The organism is Hyalangium minutum (assembly GCF_000737315.1).
Classification (GTDB): domain Bacteria; phylum Myxococcota; class Myxococcia; order Myxococcales; family Myxococcaceae; genus Hyalangium; species Hyalangium minutum.
In genome coordinates, this window is record NZ_JMCB01000004.1 from 467099 (window position 1) to 483928 (window position 16830).

Sequence of the window (16830 nt, forward strand, 5' to 3'; positions counted from 1 at the left end):
GAACTGGCACGTGCTCGGGCGCGCCCTGAGGACACCGCTGTCAGGTCTCAGAGGGTAGGATTCGCGGCGGCTGGAGCACCAGCCGATCTCGAGTGGGAGCTCATCATGAACCGGTTGCAGGAGAAGGTCGCGGTCATCACCGGCGGCGGCAGTGGTATCGGAGCGGCGACGGCCGCGCTCTTCGTCCAGGAGGGCGCCCGGGTGGTGGTGGTGGGCCGAAACGAGGAGAAGCTCCGCAAGACGGTGCAGGCGATCAACCACGAGAACGTCAGCTACACCGTGGCGGATGTCTCCCAGGTCGAGGACACCCAGCGCTACCTCCGTGAGGCAGTGAAGCGCCACGGCGGGCTCGACATCCTGGTGAGCAACGCGGGAATCCAGGGGGAGTTCGCCCCCGTCTCCGACATCTCCGTGGAGGCCTTCGACTCGGTGATGGCGATCAACGTGCGTGGGACGTGGCTGGCCGTCAAGTACGCGTTCCCCGAACTGCAGAAGCGCGGCGGCGGGAGCATCATCCTCACCTCCTCGGCGGGGGGCCTCGGGGGGATGCAGGTCTCCTCTCCGTACGTGGCCAGCAAGCACGCCGTCGTAGGGATCGCGCGCGCAAGCGCGATCGACGGCGCGCCCCACCGCATCCGGGTCAACGCCGTGTGCCCGGGCCCCGTCGACAACGACATGATGACCAACGTGGAGCGGATGCTGGGAGCTGGCAACGAGGCCGCGATCCGGGCCGCGGTCGCCGGGCGCGTGCCCCTCAAGCGCTTCGCCTCCAACGAGGAGGTCGCCCGGATGAACCTCTTCCTCGCCAGCGAGGAGAGCAGCTACTGCACCGGCGGTGCCTACACCGTGGACGGTGGCTGGTCCTCCAGCCTGCCCTGAGTCGCATGGGGCGAGCAAAAAGGGTTTGGACCGCGCCGGTGGGTGGAGGAGGATCTCAGCACTTGCCCATGGATCAAGCAGTGACTACGCTCTATCTCCGGCGCATCGAGATCTCCAACTTCCGCGCATACGGGGACAATTTCTCGCTCGCCCTGCCAGGCCCAGGTGTGACGATTTTGACCGGCCCTGATGGGGCTGGAAAAAGTACCTTCTTCGAAGCCATCGAATGGGCGCTCACTGGCAGAGTTCGCCGGCTCGAATTACTCACACAGGGCGTGCTTGATCGAGGGAAACACCACGGCCTCCTCGCCAGGAGAGTGGGGGATGTGCCTGTCGCACAGTACCGGGTTTCTCTGGAGTTCGTGAACAGCGAAGCGGAGAGCCACCGCATCGAGCGGAGCGCTGGTCGTGAGCAAGAGAGTCGCGACCGGTTTGCTGAGATTTCGGCCCCGTCTCAACAACAGCTGATGGACGCACTGGGAGCAGAAAACACTCAAGCTTTTACTGCGAAAGCGATGACAGAGAGAGTTATCGCCATTGCCGCTGCGTTGAAGGCCATCGCGGGAGTTGAGCTCTCGTTGGAAGGTGCGCCGCCTCCTGGCGTGCTGCTCGACCGCCTCGCGCAAACCTTCAAGAAGGGGGCAACTGTCCTCATGGAGCGGCAGCAGGCCCTTTCTGAAGCAGCGATCCCCTTGATTCTCCGATTGATGGGCGTCCGTCAAAAAGTCGCGGAGGGGATGATGCAGAAATCGTTGCTTGTGGGCCAGAACGATCGCCACACACATGAATTGTGGATGCTTCAGTCCTACGTTCGCGATACCACGAAGAACATCCAGCGAATCACCGAGCTGGACAACCAGATTCGCGGCCTGCTTCTGACGAAGCAGGAGATCGAGAGATGTCAGCAATCTGACGCGGATCAGTCGCGCCAGGAGGCCATCCAGTCATCCCCCATTTTGACAGGTGTGGCCAGGGAACAGATACCGGCACATCTCGCAGAGCTCAGTCGCAAGACTCAGCTGGAGCTCGAGAGCGCTTACTCAACGAGAGATCAACTGCCTGACCTCGAGGGCCTCACCGACCGCCAGGCCGGCATGAAGGCACGGATCGAGGAGCTGTCCGCGACCATCAAGGAGACCCACGAAATCGTTGCTCGCGCAGAGCAAGAACTTCTTGTTGAGCAAGCTGTATTGCAGAAGCACCCAGAGCTGTTGTCCGCACTGGGAACGCTTTCTGCGGATGAGGCCAGAGCCCTTGACGCGGCCAGGGGAGCTGTAGAGCAGCTGGGACCTCATGAGCGCCAGCTGATTCAGAAGGCCTTGTCCAATCAGCGCAACACGCTGGCTGAGCAGGAGTCGAAGCTTCAAGAACTTCGTGCCCAGCACGAGCGTCTGGCGGAGGCATGGCTCGCTTGGGAGCGAGAAGGCGAAGAATCTCCACCCTCTGTTGACGCTGTGGAGGAACGTCTGCGCGCCTCTTTGGCCAAGGGGGGTGTGAGCATGAGCACTGCATACCCGCGGAGCCGGTGGCCGGCGCTGCTGCTCGATGAGCCGCTCCAGCCGCACGGCCCCATTCATCCCGCTGCATTCGTTGAAGTCGTCCGCGAGTTGGTGCGGGAGCGAAAATACCAAGTCATTCTTGCTACCCGCGACAAGGCGCTCGCCGAGGGAATGCGCCGCAAGATGGTGGCGGCCGGCATCGATTGCGTCACATGTCGATACGGAGGCTTGAGCCCCACCGGCGTACTCTACAGCACGGTCTAGCGGGGGGACGGCTGAGCACCGGCCCCCCGCCTCACCGACCGGCCTTCTACAGCGGCCGCAGGTTACCCCCCAGCGAGGCAACGAACGTGGTCCCGCCCGAGTGCGTGACCGTCGTACCGAAGAATGACCCGATCGCACTGCCCGAGGGCGCGCTGAGCTGGAAGGGCTGCGCGCTCCACACGTTGGCCATGGTCCCGAAGGGGCCATACGTCTGCCCCTGCGCGGTCCGGAACGTCACCTGCGCGATCTGCTGCATGCCGAAGTACGTGCCCGTGTACCCCGTCATCGACACGATCGCGTCGCCGCTGTTGAGGGTGATCGTCGACGGGGTTCCGCCAGGACCTCCCTGAATGGGCGCCGAGTTGGAGCCATAGAGGGGCTGAATGGCGTCGATGATGTCGCCGGATCGCACCACGAGGCCCGTCATCGGTCCCCACCCGAGCACCGTGGGCAGGTTGTTCCAGCTCGCCCCCGGTCCTCCCGCGGGCCCCAGGAGATCATAGGGCATGCCCGCGTTGAACCAGCCCTGGATGAGGTTGCACTTGATCGTCGACAGATCACGGCTCACCGGCATGTGCAGCGGCAGGCTGATGTCCAGGGAGAGCACGCGCTGAATCTTCTCGCGGTTCTCTACCACCCCGTCATAGGTCCACAACTGGAAGCGGCCCATGATCGGATAGAGCATGCCGTATTGCCGCAGGATCTCGCCGATGCCATTGACCCATGTGGGCGTGCCCGTGATCGGATTCGCCTGGTAGATCTGAGCACTCAGCAGGTCGTTGGGATCTGGGTTGTAGTCCGCGACCGAGGGGCTGAAGGTGTACTGGGTGAAGTAGACCTGCCCGTCGACGTAGCCGCGGGGATTGCCAGGATCCTTGCCGGTGATGGTGAGCGAGGCCTTGCCTGCAGTGATGCTCAATTGGTTGGAGGAGAGCACCAGCGCGCCCTCGGGCGTCGAGATATTCCCCGAGTTGATGCCATTCGTGCCCGACGTCCCCAGGGTGCCCAGGGTGTAGCTGGACGCCTGGGCCGGGGTCATGGTGCTCAAGGCGATCTTCCACTGCTCCGTCCCCTCGACCCGGCCGAACTTGCGCACGTAGATGTCCACCGTGTTCGTCTCGCCGAGCGGGAACTCGGGTGTCGTCTTCAGGCCCGGGTTCATCCGGAAGATGAACTGGTTCGCCCGCATGCTCAGGCCCTGGGAGTTCTCCTCCAGCAGCGTCTGGGTCACCTGCTTGCCGTTGACCGTGGTCGTGCTCTGGAGGGCGATCGGCAGGTTCGCGAGGTTCTGGGGTGTGGTGGAGCCGAAGTTCGTGACCACCAGCATTCCAGATTGCTGATTGATGAACGCCGGGTTGGAGTAATCGATCGAGGGCACGAAGGTCGTGTACGTCTTGTTGCTCCCAGTACCGGTGTAATAGGCGAGCGACAACGTCCCGATCTTCTCCTGCCACAGCGGGCGCCCCGGCAGCCGGACTGGCAGAGAGTTGGCCAGGTCGAGGGTCAACGAGGGCGTCTTGCTCTGCGTATCGAGCTTGGCCTGGGCCCACCACGCATAGGACTGGGAGCCCGCCGGAGGCGCCAGGGTGCGCGCCGGCACGGCGTAGGTGGGCTCGTCATCCAGGCACGGCCCGATGGAGCCCACGATCTTGCCATAGTTGAAGTCGAAGAGCGGTTGCTCGGGCAGAGGCTTGGTCGTGTTGTAGTCGATCCAGGGCTGGTAGGGCTGCTTGGCCACCGCGAGGATCCCGGGACCGTATTGTTGCGCCATGCTCTGCCCCAGCAGCTGCTCGAGCAGGTTGCTCACGTAGGCCTCTGTCGGGATGTAGCCCCGCCCCGGAGCCACCGGGTTGCCATTGGCATCCACGTTCATGACGTAGTTCTGAAGGCTTACGATCTTGTTCAGGACACTCTGAGGCGTTCCCTTCGACAGCATCGTCTGGAAGGTGGCGGTGGTGAACGCGTAGAGCTGGGGAGCGTTGTTGTGGGCGCTCACCACCATGCGAATGGACAGGCGGTTGGGAGACTTCGCCTGAAGCGCCTGCAGCACCGGCGAGTTGCCCACGTTCCACTTCAGGTTCGTGAGCGTCGACAGGTACACGGCGGAGCCACTCGCGGAGTTCCGCGGCGTGTTCGGCCCCTGCGAGTTCCCCCAGATTCCATTGAACGCGACCGGCGAGAACACGCCCTGGACGTAGGCGCCGCCGAAGCCGCCGATCATGACGGTGAAGCCCCAGATCTCACTGCCGTTCTGCTGCATGGGATCCAGATCGACCAGCTTCGGCGGGGAGCTGGTGTACAAGGCCGTCACCGTGGAGCCCTGGAGGGGATCCGTCGTGACGCCGGGGGCCTCGACGGTGGTCACCGAGCAGTTGATCAGGTCGAAGATGCTGTCGCCCTTGGGCTCCCAGTAGAGCTCGATGTTCTCGGGCTTGAGCGAGTCCGTGTTGTAGTTCGCGGGGTTGTAGTTGTTGGGCGTGTTGTTGATGGTGGCGGGCGAAGCCTGGAATGTACCCGCGAAGTTGATGCGAGGTTGATCGAGGTAGCTCATATCGGTCTGATCAATGCGCTAGCGGCTGTTGGTGTAGGAGTTACAGGCGGCGGGCAGGGAGCCGTCACTGCAGCCCCCCGGCATCTGGACTTCATCGAAGAGGTGGCTCAAGCCCACGGGCGGCAGGTTCTGGCTGTTGGTGGGGCCCGACATGTTGTGGCAGCTCAAGCAGTTGTAGGGGTTGCTCACCGCCGCGACGCCATTCTGAACGAAGGTCTCCATGGAGGTATTGGCGGCGGACAGCGAGCCCTGCTGCGCTTGCAGGTAGGGCGGGACGGTCCCCCCGACGGTCCACACGTTCCCAACGAGCTCGTAGTTGGCCCAAACCTTGTTGATGAGGGTGGGGTTGGCCTGGATGAGCGCCTGGACGCTGCTGTTGATGGAGTTGATCGTCGCGGTGTTCTCCGCGAGCATCTGGCGGGTCTTGGTCTGGCAGGCGAACTGGTTGGGATTGACCTGGCAGTTGTTCCCCTCGGGGAAGGTGCCGGTGGCCGAGTCCCCCTGCGGGTGCATGCGGCACACCTGGGCCGGAGTGGCCGGCTTATAGGTATTGGTCGTGCAGTTGGTGCACTTCGGGTTGTAGAAGTTCCAATCGCTCCCGAGCGGCGGCGCAGCCGAGGTGTTGGCGCAGTCCGGCGCATTGTTGCGGTGCTCGAACGTGGCCCAGATCATCGCTGGGAAGTTCGGGGTCTTGGACACGATGTGCATCCCGACCAGCCCCAGGTTGACCTGACGGCAAGGACCGTCCTTGTACTGGATCAGGCCGGGGACCACGTAATAGAGGCCTGAGGCGGCAGCCGTGTCATTCAGCACCATCCAGCTCGACTTGAGCTCGACCGCGGTGTCAGGGAAGGCCAGGTTCGGATACTTCTGGATCAGGTTGATGCCCTGGTTGAGGGGCTTGAGGGGACCCGCGCAGTTGGCCTTGTAGAGCTGGCAGGACGTGATCATGTTGTAGACGCTCTGGTTCACCACCATGCTGTAATAGACAAACTCGCCGTTCAGATCGATCAGCGGCTGGTCGGCGCCGGCCTGCTTGATGATGTCGGTGTAGAGGCGGGGCGTCTTGCCGGTGGGGGTGGTGCCCTTCGGGTTGGTGGGACAGGAGGTGGGCGGTTCCTGACCCCAGGGGGTCGGCGTCCCATCCTTGATGAAGATGCCGTAGGAAGGCATCCACGTCTCGAATTGCAGCTTGTTGGGGTCGCTGCCGGACGGCTGGACGAGCGCGAGCATGCTCTGCCACATGAACTGCTGGAAATTGCAGAGAGATTGGTTTCCAGGCACCTCGGAGGGCAGGGTGGAGTTCTTGAGCCAGGCCACGTCGGCCAGGCAGGAGGCGGTCGCGGCTTGCTGTACCGTGGCCTCGGCAGCGGAATCAATGACAGGCGTCGCGGGGCAGGCCATGAGCCCCAGGGCGCCGAATGACAGGGCCAGCCTGATGAGCAGTTTGTCAGACACGCAGTTCTCCTAGATCCGGGTTCGCCAAGAGAGGATCTTGGCGTTTCCGGCGGAGACTACTGCTCCCGGTGAAGAAGGAACACTTTGCGTCTGGAAAAGATCGGGCGCCCGGGAGGAGAGCGGAGTCTGACTAGAAACCTCCGCCAAGCGTGAAGCTCACGGCGGGCTGGAGCTGGGACTGGGGGGTGACCAGTTGGGGCGCGTACTTGAGCCAGGCCATGCTGAAGCTCAGCTCCCCGACCAGATCGAAGTAGGAGCCCAGAGGATAGAGCCCTCGGATGCCGAGCGAGGCCTCGGGGCCCGCCGTCTCCACCCCACGAGGACCGACGCCAAAGAACTTGAAGCCCGCATCGTCCGCGCCCACCTGGAGCTCGGTGAAGCCGAGCCCGAGGCGCGGCTGAAGCCACCCCACCTCGGTCTTCCATTGGGTCAGCGTGTACTTGGCCCGGAAGTGGGCCAGCTCGGGCGAGTTCTCATGGTGCAGGATCTCGCTGCCCGTGCCACAGGCCTCCACGGACAAGGCCTCCAGTGGAGAGAGCTCGAGGCACATCTCCAATCGCTTGCTGCCCGAGCTCGCTCCCAGCCGCAGGTTCACATAGTCCCGGACAGGTGCCAGCCCTTCCGCTTGGGCGGTCACCTCTGTCTCGCTGGCCCAGGCCGGACTTGTCCCCAGCCAGCACGCCACTGTCAGTCCGGCGAGCCTCGCTCCCACCCTTCGGTACGGCAGACGCATTCGCATCTCCTCACGTCGTACGACAGTGCTTCCCCTCTGATCTTTGGGCATGTCTAGCTCCTCAGCCCACTCCGCGCCTCAGTCGACGGACGCTGTGGGGTGAACGCCTTGGGTCTGGTAAAGTAAAGAAGTTCCTCCCGCGGCGGAGTGGCCGCAGCATGCCGCCAAACCGAGGTGTGGGCCACTAAGTGTGCAAGGGCAATGGATATGATGTCTCATGAGCAGGAGCGGCTCCTGGAGGCAGACACCCAGGGACGCAGGGTGCTGGGCTGGGCGGTGCTGGGCGTGCTGTTGCTGGCGGCCATCCTGGTCCCCTTCTTCCTCTGGGAGGACCGCATCGCAGCGGCCACCGAAGCATTTCTGGCCGAGCCCCATGCGCGCTGGGTGATCGCCGGGGTGCTCGGGGGCCTGCTGGCGGCGGACATCGTGCTGCCAGTGCCGTCCAGCATCGTGAACACGGCGGCTGGGAGCCTGCTGGGGTTCTGGGGTGGAGTGGGGGCGGCGTGGGCCGGGCTGATGGTGAGCACCGTGGTGGGGTACTTCCTGGGCAAGGGAGCCAGTGCCACGGCGCTGCATCGGCTCGTGGGAAGCCAGGCCTCTCGCGGCACGGTCGCCGGGGCAGATGGAACCTGGACGCTTGTGGTGTTCCGGACCGTGCCCGTGCTGGCGGAGGCCTCGGTCATCCTCGCCGGCTTCCGCCGCATGCCGCTGCGGCGCTTCCTGGTGGCCTGTGCCCTGTCGAACCTGGGCGTCGCGGCGGCCTACTCGGCCATTGGGGCCTATGCGATGGATGTGGGCTCGTTTCTTCTCGCGTTTGCCGGCGCCATCGGCGTGCCAGCCCTGGGCATGTTGCTCACGCGGAGGCTCAAGGCCTCGGCAGCGGCCCCTTCCGCAAGTGAGAGGGCCAGAAGCTGAAGTCCTTCCCGAATTTCCCAGGCCGTACAGCTTGGTTCTCCCGGTGAACCCATTCATACTCCCCGAGAAATGAGGGGGTCGTATGAGGCGGTCGTATCGAGGCCATGGGCTCGCGCTCCTGGGAATGTTGGGATGGCTGGCGTGCAGCACTGTCGAGGATCAGGACCCCACCCGCTCCCCTGCGCCTGATGCCGAGCGCGCGCTGCAGCCGCTCTCGAGCGGGGGCGTGGAGCTGACCACCAACAGCATCCAGGGCACGGTTCGCTTCACGAACGAGAACCCCGCCATCCTCACGCTGCTGGAGGAGGACGGCTGGACCTCTGGCACGGTGTCCGCCTCCAGCCTGTCTCCGACGGGCTACAGCGCCTCGACCAGCAGCGTCGCCTTCACCCATCCCTGGGAATACACCTTCGAGATGCTCGTCGAGGCTGGCGCTGGAGGAGACTCCGGCGTGAATTACTCCGTCTCTGCCGTCCACTCGGGCCTGGGCTTCACCCCCGCGCAGGTGAACGTCCGGAACCGGGTCCTCCAGCCAGATCCTTCCGTCGTCACCCTGGAGCAGTGCATCGGTGTGATCCGCTTCATCGGAGGCACGGACGAGACGTGCACGACCCGCCGGAACATCTACCACGTGTCGCTGGGCGGCTACTCCGGCTACACCCAGCCGGAGCCCGAGGCCAATGCGTTCATCGCTTATCTCCCGGCCGGGTCTCACCCGCCCCAGTGGTTCGGGTATTGGCTCTTCGCGGAGGAGGGACTCCGGTGGTCATCCGGGATCACGGATCTGAGCGTGGCCTGCGATGAGATCCGCACCCTCTGCCTTCCCATGCCGCCCCCGCCGCCGCCCCCGCCACCTCCGCCCTTGCAGGGCTCGCTCACAGGCCCCTGGGAGATCGTCGGCGAGACCGCCAACCGGCAATACACGTGGGCCTTGGGTGCTGGGTACAACTTCATGATCGATGACACGCCACTGGCCCCTATTAGCGATCCCAGCTCGTGGTGGACCATCCCGAACCTGAATGAGGGCACTTACAGCGAAGCCTCGATCGCCTATCTGGGGGCGGGCCTCGACGCGCAACAAGCGTACACCGGGTTTGCGCTTTACGATGGCCACGTGGTGGGAAACCAGACGACTCCCGTGACGCGGGTGATCGATGGCGAGACGCGCTACCCCTTCGTCATGCATCCCGCGTATGTCTATGGCTCCCTCCGGCTGGTGGATCCCTACGTCTCGCAGCACCCGGGAGCCCGAAGCGCGCTGCAGTCCCTGCACTTCGGCATCAGTGACACCGACCCCCCAGGGTATCCCGGCTGCTTCTCCTGCGGCACCCTGCTCAACACCCAAGGAAGTACCGGGAACAGCAATGTCGCTGCGTTCCGGGGGAGCTTCGATCCGTCCACCGGCCAGCTCGTGTCTGCCTACGAGCAGGTCCTGCTGAGCCCCTATGACTTGCCGACGCGGTGGGTGCAGGACTCCCTCCTGCTGAGCTTCCGCTCCTCTGCGGGAGACACGGATCCCACCCGCCACCTGAATGGCGAACTCACGCTCCGGCAGGCGCAGAACAGCGCGGAGCTGGCGGCGGGCGACCGCTTCCGCGTCGATCACGAGTACTGCTTCAATGAGATCGATCTGGAGTTCTGGAACACGCAGTCCCGCTTCTTCCAACCCCTCGTCACGGTGACGGGCTCGTTCACGGGCTCGGACTGGCGGGGGCAGGCAGCTTCCTACACGGCCGAGGGCACCTCCCGCGGAACGCCACTCACCTACGAGACGGCCGCGCCTCAGGGCTCGCTGCACCTGACGATCCCGCAGGGCACCTACACGCTGGCGCCGAGCGCCCAGATGGTGAACTCCGCCGGCCAGGTGAACAGCGCCAACTTCGCGCCCATCTCCATGCAGCTGGGCTGCGGGCAGCGCCTCAAGGTGGTGCCTCCGCTCACGGTGTCCCTCTCTCCTCTTCCCGGGTGCGCACAGTCTTCCTCTGCCACGGTGACAGGGGTGGTGCGGAGCGGTCCGGCCCTGGTGGATCGGGTGTGGTACCGGCTCAACGGTGGGCCCGAGGTGGTGCTGTGCCAGTCCTGCGGCACCGACCCCTCCTTCTCATTCACCGTGCCGCTGCAGGCCTGTGGCAACTCGGTGGAGGTGCTCGCCTTCACCGACGGCATGCCCGAGCCCGCCGTGGGCTACCAGCAGCTCATCTGGGATGATCCGGCGGACGGGCCCAGCTGCTCCGGCGCCTACTGCGTCAACCGCCCTCCCGTGGCCCGCTGCCGCAGCGCGACGCTGTCCGTGGGGCCGGCGTGCGGCCCCTTGAGTGCCTCTATCAACGATGGCTCGTTCGATCCGGACAGCGGGGACACGGTGACGTGCGTGCAGTCGCCCACGGGCCCCTACGGCGTGGGCTCTCGGCGGGTGACACTGACGTGCACGGACTCGACGGGGTTGTCCTCCTCGTGTGCGGCCCAGGTGACGATCCTGGATGGCACGGCTCCGGTCCTTCACTGCCCCGCCTCAGTGCCGACCTGCCCCGGTGAGAGCGGAACGGTGACGGGGGTGACGGCCACGGACAGCTGTGGGGCTGCACCGGCGGTGACGTGCTCCACCTCGGCGAGCCAGGTAACGTGCACCGCGACAGATGTTGCGGGCAACAGTGCCAGCTGCGCGTTCACGTGCGGAGGCGGCGGGGACGATGGCGGCGGCGGAGATGATGGCGGCGGTGGGGACGATGGTGGCGGGGGCACCGGGTGCATCGACGTCCAGCTGAATGACTTCAACCTCTTCGTGCTGGAGGACTACTCGGGCGGCCACGACGTCCAGGGGAAGGTGGCGGCTGGTGGCCACATCACGATGACCGACTTCGCCGTGGGCGCGGGAGTCTCGGACACGTCCATTGCCCAGACCCTGGTGGCGGGAGGCAACCTGAGCCTCTCCCGCGGTGGCGTCTGGGGCGATGCATGGCATGGCGGCAGCTACTCCGCCGATCCGTCCGTGAGCTTCAGCCGAGGGACGGTGTCCCAGGGCACGCCCATCGATTTCACGGCCCGAGGAGCCCAGCTGCGCAACCTGTCCTCCCGGCTGGCCGCGCTGCCGGCCAACGGCACGACGGTTCGCGAGAGCTGGGGCGGGGTCATGCTCAGCGGCACAGATCCGAACGTGAACGTGTTCGACGTGGATGCCAGCGCCTTCACGGGGGCCGTGTTGCTCTCCGTTCAAGCCCCCGCGAACTCCCTGGCGATCCTCAACATCCGAGGGGCGTCGGCTCGGTTCTCGGGCTTCGGGCACTCGTTCAGCGGCGGGATCGACCAGCACGGCGTGCTCTTCCACTTCGTGGATGCCACAGCGATCACGGCTCAGGGTTACGGCTTCTGGGGAACCGTGCTCGCGCCCCACGCGGCCGTGGACTTCAGCAACGGGAGCTTCGATGGCGGTATCTACGCCCGCTCGTTCACAGGCAGCGCCGAGGGCCACGTCAACGTCCTGTATGACCGCACCGTGTGTCCCTCGGCTCCGGTGAGTTCTCCGTAGCCAGGGTGAGAGCGCCGCTCCTGGGGTGATCCGTTTCGCTGTGCCCATCATTCCCCGTCACCCCAGGAGTTCCCCGGATGTGCACTCCTTCCACTCAGTGGCTCGCTTCGTCGATGACCACCGACGTCTCGACATCCTGGTCGATGATCCGCACATCGCTCGTTCCACACGACTTCCTCGGCGAGCACCACTCATTTCCGTCCGCGATCGCGAGGAGTTGATAGCGACCGGGCGGGAGTTCGAACGCGAAGGCTCCGTTTTCATCGGACATCGCTCGCGCAACGATTTCAGCCTCGGGGAAGTCTGGCCCGATCCCGCGAACGATGACCTCGCGCTGAATCCCGCGAGGCTTGCACTTGATCGGCGGCATGCAGTTGCCGGTGAGCAGACCCACCTGGCCGTGCAGCTTGAACCGGGCATCGGGGGCGAGCGCACGCGGTGCGAAGAAGCGCAGGTGCGACAGGAACTCGTCGATCTCTTCGACAGGAGTCCGCTCCTCGAACTTGATCACGAGCAGTTCCTCACGGAGGTTCTTCACGTAGTAGGTGCGCTGCGCCGCAATCTGCACTCTCAAGGCGGGTCGCGTATCGATCGTGACGTCGGTCACATCAGGCATCGGTACATAAGAACGCGGTGGGTGTCGGAACGAATCGAGCGTGCGGTCCGGATCGTCGAGAATGACGCTCACCCACGCTGCGGCCCGCGTCGACCACCCAGATTCGTACGCGTGTGAGACCGAGAACGCGAGCTGACCCGGAGCCTCATCGGCGCTCCACCCCTCGGGTAGGCGTCCGGAGATGAGGAACTCCTCGGAACGGAAAGACGTGGGTCTCGGCATGGGCTCGGGCTCGCCGAGGAACTCCCTGGAACGGAAGGAGGAAGTGGACCTCAGCACGAGTCCGACTCCGATGGCGGCAGCCACTGCGGCCATGATGACCGCGATCCTCACGAGCTTCATCATGCGCATGGGGCTCAGGATAGGAGATTTTCACGAACGAGGGCATCGCCGGAATCTGGGTCGCCCCATAGCCGTCGACGGGCCCACTCCATCCCCGCTCCGTGGCAGCATGGCCCCCACGTCCACCCAAGCGAGGCAGGTCCAGGGATGAAGATCGATATGTTCTGCGAGATGATCAAGCCGAAGGAGTTCTTCGGGGAAGGTCAGGAGCACACGCTGTTCCTCGAGACGCTCGCCCAGGCGCAGCTCGCGGACGAGCTCGGTTACGGTTGCTGGTGGCAGGTCGAGCACCACGCCGCGCCCCAGTTCAGCTACAGCTCGGCTCCAGAGCTGATGCTCACCGCGATCGCGCGTTCGACGCGGCAGATGCGTGTCGGGCACTCGGCCGTGCTCGCGCCCGTCAGGATCAACCACCCGCTTCGGATCGCCGAGCGAGCGGCGTTTCTCGATCACCTCAGCGAAGGCCGGCTCGAGCTGGGCCTCGCGCGCGCGTCGGTTCCCGAGTGGCGCGTGTTCGGCATCGAGCCCGACGACGCTCGCCGGCAACTGCAGCAGGCCTTCGAGATGATCCCGAAGATGTGGACGCAGGAGCGTTTCTCGTGGAGCAGCCCTGACTTTACAATCAAGGACGCCACGGTGGTTCCCAAGCCGGTGCAGAAGCCCCACCCGCGGCTGTGGCAGGCGGCCGTCACGCCCAGCGGTTTCGCGCAGGCCGGACGCAACGGAGTGGGCGTGCTGCTCACCACGATAGCGACGCCGATCGAAGCGGTCGTGGAGATGCTCGGGGTGTATCGCGGAGAGATCCAGCGCTGCCAGCCGGTGGGCGAGACCGTCAACGATCAGGTCGCGCTGTTCACGTTCGTGCACTGCGCGGAGACCGAGCGCGAGGCCATCGAGCATGGCGCGGCGGCGGCGGCGGCTTGGTACATCAATATGGTCTTCACATTCTTCGAGGCACGCGAAGTCATGACGCGCACGATCGACGAGATGGCGGCGGCGGTCAGTCGAGACCCGGACAGCCCGCTCGCCGCGTATGCGCGGCTCGCCGCGCAGAAGGCCGCCCTGCCCAAGAGCCCCCTGACGTCGATGCTCGATCGGATGATGGCGGGCGAGCCGGTCTCGAACGAAGAGGTGTACGAGACCCTCACCGCCGACGCCGCGGTGATCATCGGCGATGTCGCGTCGTGCCGTAAGAAGATGCAGCGCTACCAGGACGTCGGTATCGACCGCCTGATGTGCTTCCAACAACTCGGTCACCTGCCCCACGAGCACATCATGAAGAGCATCCGGCTTGTCGGAGAGCACCTGATCCCAGTGTTCGATCCGAAGTGAGGCGCGAAGCCCGCCTCAGAGGACTCGGACGACAACCACGGCGCTCCCGATGTCGACCCGTCCGAGGGGCCTTTCGGCGAAACAGACACGACTGGCGACGAATAGCGACGCCGGCTCGCTTGGCAGGCGGAACGATGGAGTGCACACTTCGGCTCGACACGCACGGAGTGCGCTCTCAGGCAGACCCACGTCGGCATCGACCATGACCCAGCCAGACAAGCTCACCGAGGTTTTCGAGAAACTGCACGGGCCCGCTGGGCTGGAGTCGCGGCTCCAAGAGCGCAACGAGACGCCTCTGATCTGGGCCGTGAGCGAGGGGTATCACGACATCGCGCTGACCTTGATCGAGGCCGGTGCCGACCTGAACGCGCAGAACACCGACGGCAACACGGCGTTGCTCCGGGCCGCCTGCGAGAATCGCGCGGAGCTCGCCAGCGTCTTGATCAAGGTGGGCGCGAAGCTCGACGTCCAGAACAACGACGGGTACTCCGCGCTCATCCTCGCGCGGCGCCGGGGCAACAGGGAGATCGTCGACAGCTTGCAGGCGGCAGGAGCGGATCCGAGCCTGGTCACGCGACTCGGGACGACCTTCGACAACCCGGGCGATTCGCGGAAGACTTCGCTCGAGGGCCGCCGCGATGCGGTTCTGGAGAAGAAGATCATCGACGCCATCTCGAAGTGCCGCGACGGAAGGATGGCGGGCAGGGAGCTCGAAAAGTACGTCAACCTGAATCCCGAGGACCGGTTCGTACCGACCTCCGTCCTTCGCCGCGCCTACGTCCGCTACGACGGGTCCCACAATCCCTCGGCGCCCAATTACGTGCTCCTCGACGATGACATGGAGCTCGGCATCGTCTCGAGCGCCGTTCCCGAAATCGCGCGCGCAGTCTCCTCGCTGCTCAGCCGCTCACTCGAGGACGCGCGCAACGACCGCGAGGGCCATTTGCCCGCGGCGGTCGTCAGGCGCGTGCAACTCGAGATCATCTCGCCGTACGGCGTCGCGCATATCTGGGGCGTCACGGGCCATCGGTTCGTGCTGTCGCGGCGCGTGAGTCCCGATCGAAGCGAGCTCCTCGCGACCATCCTCGTCGGACGGAGCAAGGACACGGTGTTCTTCTTCACCGGCCGTTACAACAATCTGAGGCACTCGACGATCCGCGAGACCGTCGACTTCGACCAGCCCGACGGCGACGATCCCGCGCACAAGTGGTTCGACAGGTTCGCCTTCCCCGAGATCAGTCGCTTCAAACCGAAGGGCTACCACCACATCGCGAACTTCGTTGTCTGCAAGGAGGAGCGCGGGCGCAAGCTCGCCCAGTTCGTGCTCGACAAGATCGTGGAGAAGTACGCTCGCGACCACCTCGACAAGCACCAGCGCGCCGTCGAGCACTCGCAGCACCTGCTGTGCGGTAAGGGCTTCTGGCAGATCGGCGACCCGCCCTGGCTCCCGCGCATGGAGAAGCTCGGCTTCCGCCTGCGGTTGGGCGCCGAGAGCTTCTTCATCGAGCACGACTGGGCCCGCTTGCCCGCGATCTTCGACCGAAAGACCGGCGAGCCGATCTCCAACGTGGCCTACAACAAGTTCTACGGGCTCCCGCAGCGATATCAGAGCTGGAAGCCGACGGGAGACACCTCCGAGTCCCTTCTCGATCGGGTGCCCGAGGTGATCCGGCTGTCGCAGGACCCCAAGGCCAAACTGCAATACTTCCAAGCCATGTTCGACTTCGTATGAACCTCAAACACCTTCGACAAGAACACACGCTCGACTCGCAGCAGATCGCCCCGTTCACCGGCGAAGGCGCCTACCACGGGTCGACCCGCAAACGAGCGGCCCGCTCCGCGAGCGCACCGCAGCCGGTCGTCGTCGAGGAGATGCGACCCACCACGCTCGACGCGTACCCGCTCGACGGGTCGCGCCCGATCGCAGAGTTCGAAGCCACCTTCCCGAACCTCTACACCGTCGAGCGCGTCCTGCCGGTCCCAACGCAGGAAGAGGTCCGCAGCGATGGCGTCACGCTCTGCTGGTGTCCCCTCGAGGAGGCCCTCGAGGTGGCGGGACCGCTGACCCGGCGCGTGCTCGAAGCGATGAAGGAGTTGCTCATCGGCGACAAGCGCTTCGTCTACGTCGACTCGAAGATCCAATATTTCGAGCCGGGTGACGTGCCTGTCGACAGCCAGCACTGGCACGTGGATGGGAGCATCGTGGCCCGAGGTCCCGCGGTCGAAGCGCTCGGCCACAACCTTCTGCACGACATGAAGGCGAGGCTCGCGAGCGGCGTGGTCCCGCCTCGGTATCTCGCCTATCAATCGTCCGATCACTGCGCGACCCTCTTCGCGACCTCGCCCGTCACGATGACGCTGCCCGAGCTCATTCCCAACTTCGACGGCCTGGACGCTCACATTCGCGCGCTCTCGCCGCCTATCGTGGCGCAACCGGCGTCCTCGATCGTGCGCACCGACGGGCTCTCGCTGCATCGCGCGCAGGCCGCCTCGGGCGCAGGCTGGAGACTTTGGGTTCGTTGCGTCGAGACGGACCGTGAGGTCCTGCTCGATTCATCGATCATCGAGTGTTACGGCACGGTGTTCAGGCCGAGTGCCGTCACGAGGTGACCCTTGTGAGCCGACGAGGAGCGCTCGATCGGCAAGATACCCACGCTCGTTCCATGGCAGCGCTCTGCTACGATTCCCGCCGAGCGGCGGTTCGATTCCCGCCGC

11 protein-coding genes are annotated in these 16830 nt (G+C 65.0%); 7 read left to right on the top strand and 4 right to left on the bottom strand.

Going from position 1 to position 16830, the window contains the following annotated elements; genetic code table 11:
• The first annotated feature begins 105 nt into the window (after positions 1–105).
• Together DB31_RS13290 and DB31_RS13295 are read left to right on the top strand one after the other, a co-directional pair.
• Entirely contained in the window at positions 106–879 is a 774-nt protein-coding gene (locus tag DB31_RS13290) for an SDR family NAD(P)-dependent oxidoreductase (protein ID WP_044187031.1), read from the top strand.
• Positions 880–947: 68 nt separating this feature from the next.
• The gene (locus tag DB31_RS13295; protein WP_044187033.1) at positions 948–2642 is read left to right on the top strand and encodes an AAA family ATPase; all 1695 of its coding nucleotides are present in this window, start codon (positions 948–950) and stop codon (positions 2640–2642) included.
• A 46-nt stretch (positions 2643–2688) separates the two neighbouring features.
• Here DB31_RS13295 and DB31_RS13300 read toward each other — a convergent pair whose 3' ends face one another.
• The 3 genes from DB31_RS13300 to DB31_RS13310 all read right to left on the bottom strand — a co-directional run bounded on the left by DB31_RS13300 (position 2689) and on the right by DB31_RS13310 (position 7384).
• Positions 2689–5193, bottom strand: coding sequence for a jacalin-like lectin (locus DB31_RS13300; RefSeq protein WP_044187034.1), 2505 nt, complete (start codon positions 5191–5193; stop codon positions 2689–2691).
• Between the two features lie 18 nt (positions 5194–5211).
• Entirely contained in the window at positions 5212–6651 is a 1440-nt protein-coding gene (locus DB31_RS13305; RefSeq protein ID WP_044187037.1) for a hypothetical protein, read from the bottom strand.
• A gap of 130 nt (positions 6652–6781) precedes the next feature.
• Complete coding sequence (locus DB31_RS13310) at positions 6782–7384, bottom strand: hypothetical protein (protein ID WP_157231956.1); 603 nt, start codon at positions 7382–7384, stop codon at positions 6782–6784.
• A gap of 207 nt (positions 7385–7591) precedes the next feature.
• Between DB31_RS13310 and DB31_RS13315 the strand changes: the two genes are divergently transcribed.
• Complete coding sequence (locus DB31_RS13315; protein ID WP_044187039.1) at positions 7592–8299, top strand: TVP38/TMEM64 family protein; 708 nt, start codon at positions 7592–7594, stop codon at positions 8297–8299.
• Positions 8300–8381: 82 nt separating this feature from the next.
• Positions 8382–11825 carry a choice-of-anchor A family protein gene (locus DB31_RS50470; protein ID WP_240486676.1) on the top strand — a complete coding sequence of 1148 codons (3444 nt, stop codon included), beginning with the start codon at positions 8382–8384 and terminating at the stop codon, positions 11823–11825.
• Between the two features lie 94 nt (positions 11826–11919).
• On the opposite strand, the gene DB31_RS13325 is transcribed toward DB31_RS50470, so the two are convergent.
• A complete protein-coding gene (locus tag DB31_RS13325; RefSeq protein ID WP_157231957.1) occupies positions 11920–12786 on the bottom strand; it encodes a carboxypeptidase-like regulatory domain-containing protein in 867 nt (288 codons plus the stop codon).
• Positions 12787–12930: 144 nt separating this feature from the next.
• Between DB31_RS13325 and DB31_RS13330 the strand changes: the two genes are divergently transcribed.
• The 3 genes from DB31_RS13330 (at position 12931) to DB31_RS13340 (ending at position 16725) form a co-directional block, all read left to right on the top strand.
• Positions 12931–14115 carry an LLM class flavin-dependent oxidoreductase gene (locus tag DB31_RS13330; RefSeq protein ID WP_044187045.1) on the top strand — a complete coding sequence of 395 codons (1185 nt, stop codon included), beginning with the start codon at positions 12931–12933 and terminating at the stop codon, positions 14113–14115.
• Positions 14116–14317: 202 nt separating this feature from the next.
• Positions 14318–15847 (top strand): ankyrin repeat domain-containing protein, encoded by a 1530-nt coding sequence (locus tag DB31_RS44765; RefSeq protein WP_052419927.1) that lies wholly within the window; start codon positions 14318–14320, stop codon positions 15845–15847.
• Positions 15844–16725 carry a hypothetical protein gene (locus tag DB31_RS13340; RefSeq protein WP_044187048.1) on the top strand — a complete coding sequence of 294 codons (882 nt, stop codon included), beginning with the start codon at positions 15844–15846 and terminating at the stop codon, positions 16723–16725. The genes DB31_RS44765 and DB31_RS13340 overlap by 4 nt, the downstream gene beginning before the upstream one ends.
• Positions 16726–16830 lie beyond the last annotated feature (105 nt).

Coding starts and splice junctions, on each gene's coding strand:
- DB31_RS13290 (WP_044187031.1), top strand. CDS start 106: ATGAACCGGTTGCAGGAGAAGGTCGCGGTCATCACCGGCGGCGGCAGT.
- DB31_RS13295 (WP_044187033.1), top strand. CDS start 948: ATGGATCAAGCAGTGACTACGCTCTATCTCCGGCGCATCGAGATCTCC.
- DB31_RS13300 (WP_044187034.1), bottom strand. CDS start 5,193: ATGAGCTACCTCGATCAACCTCGCATCAACTTCGCGGGTACATTCCAG.
- DB31_RS13310 (WP_157231956.1), bottom strand. CDS start 7,384: ATGCGTCTGCCGTACCGAAGGGTGGGAGCGAGGCTCGCCGGACTGACA.
- DB31_RS13315 (WP_044187039.1), top strand. CDS start 7,592: ATGATGTCTCATGAGCAGGAGCGGCTCCTGGAGGCAGACACCCAGGGA.
- DB31_RS50470 (WP_240486676.1), top strand. CDS start 8,382: ATGAGGCGGTCGTATCGAGGCCATGGGCTCGCGCTCCTGGGAATGTTG.
- DB31_RS13325 (WP_157231957.1), bottom strand. CDS start 12,786: ATGATGAAGCTCGTGAGGATCGCGGTCATCATGGCCGCAGTGGCTGCC.
- DB31_RS13330 (WP_044187045.1), top strand. CDS start 12,931: ATGAAGATCGATATGTTCTGCGAGATGATCAAGCCGAAGGAGTTCTTC.
- DB31_RS44765 (WP_052419927.1), top strand. CDS start 14,318: ATGACCCAGCCAGACAAGCTCACCGAGGTTTTCGAGAAACTGCACGGG.
- DB31_RS13340 (WP_044187048.1), top strand. CDS start 15,844: ATGAACCTCAAACACCTTCGACAAGAACACACGCTCGACTCGCAGCAG.